Raw genomic sequence first — 4,701 nt, 5'->3', positions numbered from 1 at the left:
CACTATTTTTTTAAAACAAAAAAACATAAGATATTGATTATTATAATTAATTAATATTAATTATCTCATATGAAAACTCGGACTATGATTAATCTTAGGTTCATTTATTTCTTTAAAGTGCTCATTTGCATTTCGAGCACTTGTAATTGCTTGGTCAAGGCTTCGTTTTGTCTCTTGAAGTTCTGTAACTGATTGCTCAAGTTGTTTAGATGCAATACTAATTTGTTCAAATTCTCGTTTCGAGTCTGGTCGGTTGCGCTGATACTCTCTAACAAGCTCTTGAGTGCTTCCTTGACGCTCTGATTGTCCTGCCGTGTATGTTCGAACATCTTCTGTAAATCGGCTTCCCTCGAACTTTGTTGTGCCTGTGTTTGCTCTAACGCTTTGAGTAATTGCTTTTCGAGTTCTGTCATTGATTAATACCCCATTGGCACTAGATAGCCACCTTTCCAACTCCCTGCTTGAGTATTCATCTGAATACATAATCTCTTGCGGTTTTTGCTGTCTAAACAGCTCGTTGTTATCAAACTCCCCCCTGCGTTTCTCAACTGCTGAATCGTAGCCTGTTGCTGTGCGATCAATTCTGCGTTCTCGCCGATCTTGTGGCTTTGGTACATCAAAATACCCCATGCTAGGGCTATCCCTGTCACTATACCGATGGATACGATCATCCATGTTTTTAATATAATCGGGCGTATGCGTTGGTTCTGCTCGTTGATAGCGGAGCTGATTGCTTTCTCGTTTTCGTTCAGTAAGCCGATCAAGCGTTTTTCGTGCTTCTTGAACTCGGTTGCTACGATCTGCTCGGTATCCTTCGCTTGCTCGCTCGATTTCTCCTCGAAGCTCTTTGCCAAATCTAAAATCTTGCTCATATATTTTGCCTTTTAATCGTATATTTCGACCGCCATCAGGGTCTTTAATACTGATACTTTTTGCTGTGGATCTCGCTATCTCAAAGCCTGCACCCTCAAGGGTTTTAATCACATCACTACGACTTTTTATATTTCCGTTTTCAGCTACTTTTAATAGCCCATCAGTAATGGCTTTCGAGGCTTCTTCTTTATGTTTCGGTAGATTGTTCGGCGTACATAGCTCACGCTTATTGATTGGGTCATTCGGATCATGCAACTGGTAATGATCATTAACTAAATCTTTCCATGCGTTTAAACGTGGACGGTCGACTGGATCATAGTAAGGCTGTAGGCGTTTACCGCTTTGAAGTTCCACGTTGGCAACAACGAAATTAAGCTCTAAACGATCTTTATCTTGGTGCTGCACCCAAAGAACGCTGTATTGATCTTTATCAAGACCAGGGAGCAATGTTCTTTCAAAACTATCCATGATCTGTTGTTTTTGATATTCCTCTAAATCACGTTCAGCAAAGGATAAAACACCAGAAGTATATTTTTGGGCAAAGTAGGTACTGTCAATCAATTGAATCATTTGTTCAGGATCGCCACGGTCTAAACGTGCATCTTCACGATCTCTGTCTTTACCCAATAAATAATCTACAGGCCCACTGCCAGAACCAACACCACGGCTATGTATTTTTATGATCATCGTTCAACCTCTGCAATTCACGTTCAATACTGGCTAACGCTGTAACAATGGTGATTCTGTCTAAAGTTGAATCTTGCTTGTGCTGATGTTGATTAACTAAACGTGCAATCTGATTTAAATTATTTCCAATCCCTGCAAGCTGTCTGAGTAACTTTGGATCAACTTCAATGACTTTACTTTGCTTAGTCTGTTTTTCACCTAAACAAATTTCACGCATCCATGTCGCTAAACTGGCTTTAGTACATCTGTTTAACAATGCTTGATGTTCTTGTTCTGTTAAACGGATCTTTATTTCTTTAGTCCTTTTAACTTGATCTTTCTCAGTCATTGGATCTCTCGCTTGGTAACAGCAAAGATTGAAAATTGAAAATTTTTAAGCTTTGCTGTTGTCGGGGGTATCGGGGGTGAAGCCCCTGATCCAGTCTCACAAAGAAACATTTCAAGCGAAGCGATGAAAGGGGACTTTGTGTGTGCTGGCTATTAATAAAAAAAGTAGCATGTAAACAGATCTGCATCAAGCAGAGTTTCCCTTGCTCACTTTCTTTATTAAGTTCGGTATTTAAAGTTATAGACTCTATTAAATTAATAATTGACTTGGCATAGATCTTGTAAAAACAAATGCACTCAACTTCTCAACTCGCCCCCAAAGCGTCGCACTTCGTGCTTTGGCTTTGGAAACGGTTGAGAGAGTTTCGGCAATACTCACCCTAAGGGCGTTCACTTAAAAAAATGACACATCCCTTAAGTATTGCCGATGTTCCGTATATAGCTTGGCTTCGGAGCCACGTATATCGGTCGTATCTGCACATAGCTTTGCTGACTATGCAGACAAGGACTCAAGGCTTTGCACCTCTCTCCACGCGCTCCCTGTCGCTACAACGCTGTATCTCTGCGAGGGTTTCCCCAACATGCAACTTAACAGCCCTATGTAACTACTCCCAACGCTCCGCTTATGTGAAGTTCCCCTGTAGCGGTTTAGCCTTTCGACTATTGCCATATAACGCCAGTGACACTTATTCCTACCACACGTTATATGTGTCTATCCGTAAAACGGGCGCACAGAAGTAGACAAAACTCGACCTTGAGGGACTTATTTGATGGTTTTAAACTCTCTTTAACGAAGACTTTTCATTTTGAGTCTTGATCTAATCGCATTTTCTTGTGAAAATAGAGTTCAGGTACAAGCCTTAGTGTGAAATCATAACGGTCGTCAAACCTTATGATCTTCGTTATTCGATGTTAGAGCATCAAATAACTGCGTACCGCTGAATATATGGGAAAAGCTACTTGTTTTACAAGTAGCTTTTTTCATTTCTATAATAATATTGTCAATAATTTAACCAAAAGCAAAATGCTCATAAGAGAACATTAATTTTTTCAAAATAGAAGTTAGTCACTTTTGAAAGAAAAAGCCCAATTAAAATCAATTGGGCTTATTAAATACAAATAAATTAATAATTTAAAATAGAGTTGATAACTCTTTGTATAATTTACATTATTTAAATTATATTAAACTACGTAAAATACTATTCAATTTACTTGTTTGAATCAGCTTTGTTGAGAGGAACATCTATTCATTGTGAGATACTCATCTCATGTCTCAACTCTTCAACAAAGCTAATTATTAATTTTTATTAGACCGACTTTAGTACCATCAGGTCATAATTTATTAATATATTAAAATTTATTCTTTAACAGTGTATGCGTATTCAATTAGCCCATTATCTAATTCACCAATCCTATCAAACCCCATTTTTTCATAAAATCCGCATGCCTCGATTGTTGCGTGCAAAACTATCAGTTTTAAACTTGGTTCTGTCGTAGCTGCCTTCTTAATACAAAAATTCAGTGCCTTTAGAACTAAGCTCTCAGCTAACCCCTTATTTTTACAGCTTTCATCTACTCCCAGATAGTGAATACAGAAAATCTTATCCCCCGCTTTTAATCCACTTAGTTCTTTTAAGTTTTGACTACACATCTTTGGAATAGAGAATGTTAATTCCTTCAAAGAGTATGCCATATACCCTAAAACCTGAGTTTCAGTTGCCATAATCATGCTATCCATCTTATTACGGTCAACTTGAAACTTTAACCCTTCTCCATGGCGTAAAAAGGTGTCAATTCCAGTATTACCGCATGCAAAATCATTAAATGATGATATTTGCACGTTCGATAGCGTTTGGTACTTATGAGGCTTAATAGTTGGAAAATCTTCTAAAAATTTAGCCTTTGCTTTTGGTGCAGTCCCATCATTAATGATGGGATACTGCTGAGAATTATTAGAATAATTCGAAAGATTCGAACTCATCTCCATGTTCAGTGCTCCGATATTTATCTACTGCCTGTTTCAGTCTTTGATTATCCTGAAGGGTTTTGCTTAGTAGATGTTTTAAATATGCGAGCTGATCTTGAGATTTGTTTTGCAACAAAGAATAGTCATCCATATCAGTATTTAGCTTTTCAGCCAATGCATCAACTTTTAACTTCTCAAATACAGCAAGCTCCAAGTAATGATTAACACTCATCTTATTTGCCTCCGCCGCAGACTTAACTATATCCACGAGAGGCTTATAAAATCTAACTGTTAATCTGTCTTTTTCTAAGTCTTTCAGACTAGAAGGGTTCATATTTAGAAGATCTAAAAGCTGAACCGAATGTTTTGATATATTGTGCATAACCATATTCATAGTACGGAAAAATCCATGACATATATCGATATGTGTCCACTGGTATGTCATGTACATTTCCATCTCCTCGTTGGTTGAATAACAAACTAAATCATCATGCAGAACTGCTATGAAAATTTAGGCCGTCATACTCTTTATCCACCTCCAGGTGGGTAAAGAAGGAAAAAACAGTTGCGATCTGATTTTTCCTAGTAACTTGATCGTAAAATGATGAAATCCTAAATATGATCAATTATTTAAGAACACGTTCATCATTAAAATAATTTTTTATAATGAATTAATAACTTCAGGTAATACAATCCTGTGATTTAATAGTATTAAAAAAAGCAAATAATGTCAACACATCAAAAGTGACGTCACTATTTTTTTAAAACAAAAAAACATAAGATATTGATTATTATAATTAATTAATATTAATTATCTCATATGAAAACTCGGACTATGATTAATCTTA

At 36.8% G+C, this 4,701-nt stretch carries 4 protein-coding genes; all 4 read right to left on the bottom strand.

The genetic code is table 11. The annotated features are described in order from the left end of the window. Positions 1 to 60: 60 nt before the first annotated feature. Positions 61 to 1,560 carry a relaxase/mobilization nuclease domain-containing protein gene (locus ACG94X_RS16980; RefSeq protein ID WP_514131878.1) on the bottom strand — a complete coding sequence of 500 codons (1,500 nt, stop codon included), beginning with the start codon at positions 1,558 to 1,560 and terminating at the stop codon, positions 61 to 63. Then, positions 1,541 to 1,888 (bottom strand): MobC family plasmid mobilization relaxosome protein, encoded by a 348-nt coding sequence (locus tag ACG94X_RS16745; protein ID WP_419384793.1) that lies wholly within the window; start codon positions 1,886 to 1,888, stop codon positions 1,541 to 1,543. The genes ACG94X_RS16980 and ACG94X_RS16745 overlap by 20 nt, the downstream gene beginning before the upstream one ends. 1,356 nt (positions 1,889 to 3,244) lie before the next feature. Then, on the bottom strand, positions 3,245 to 3,874 hold the full coding sequence (locus ACG94X_RS16740) for a GNAT family N-acetyltransferase (RefSeq protein ID WP_419384792.1): 630 nt from the start codon (positions 3,872 to 3,874) through the stop codon (positions 3,245 to 3,247). Further along, entirely contained in the window at positions 3,840 to 4,304 is a 465-nt protein-coding gene (locus ACG94X_RS16735; RefSeq protein ID WP_419384791.1) for a hypothetical protein, read from the bottom strand. Before ACG94X_RS16735 ends, ACG94X_RS16740 begins: the two co-directional genes overlap by 35 nt. Positions 4,305 to 4,701: the final 397 nt, after the last annotated feature.

Origin of the sequence: Acinetobacter psychrotolerans (assembly GCF_048552595.1) — a bacterium.
In the GTDB taxonomy this organism is placed as follows: Bacteria; Pseudomonadota; Gammaproteobacteria; order Pseudomonadales; family Moraxellaceae; genus Acinetobacter.
This window is presented reverse-complemented; position numbering and strand designations above follow the sequence as displayed.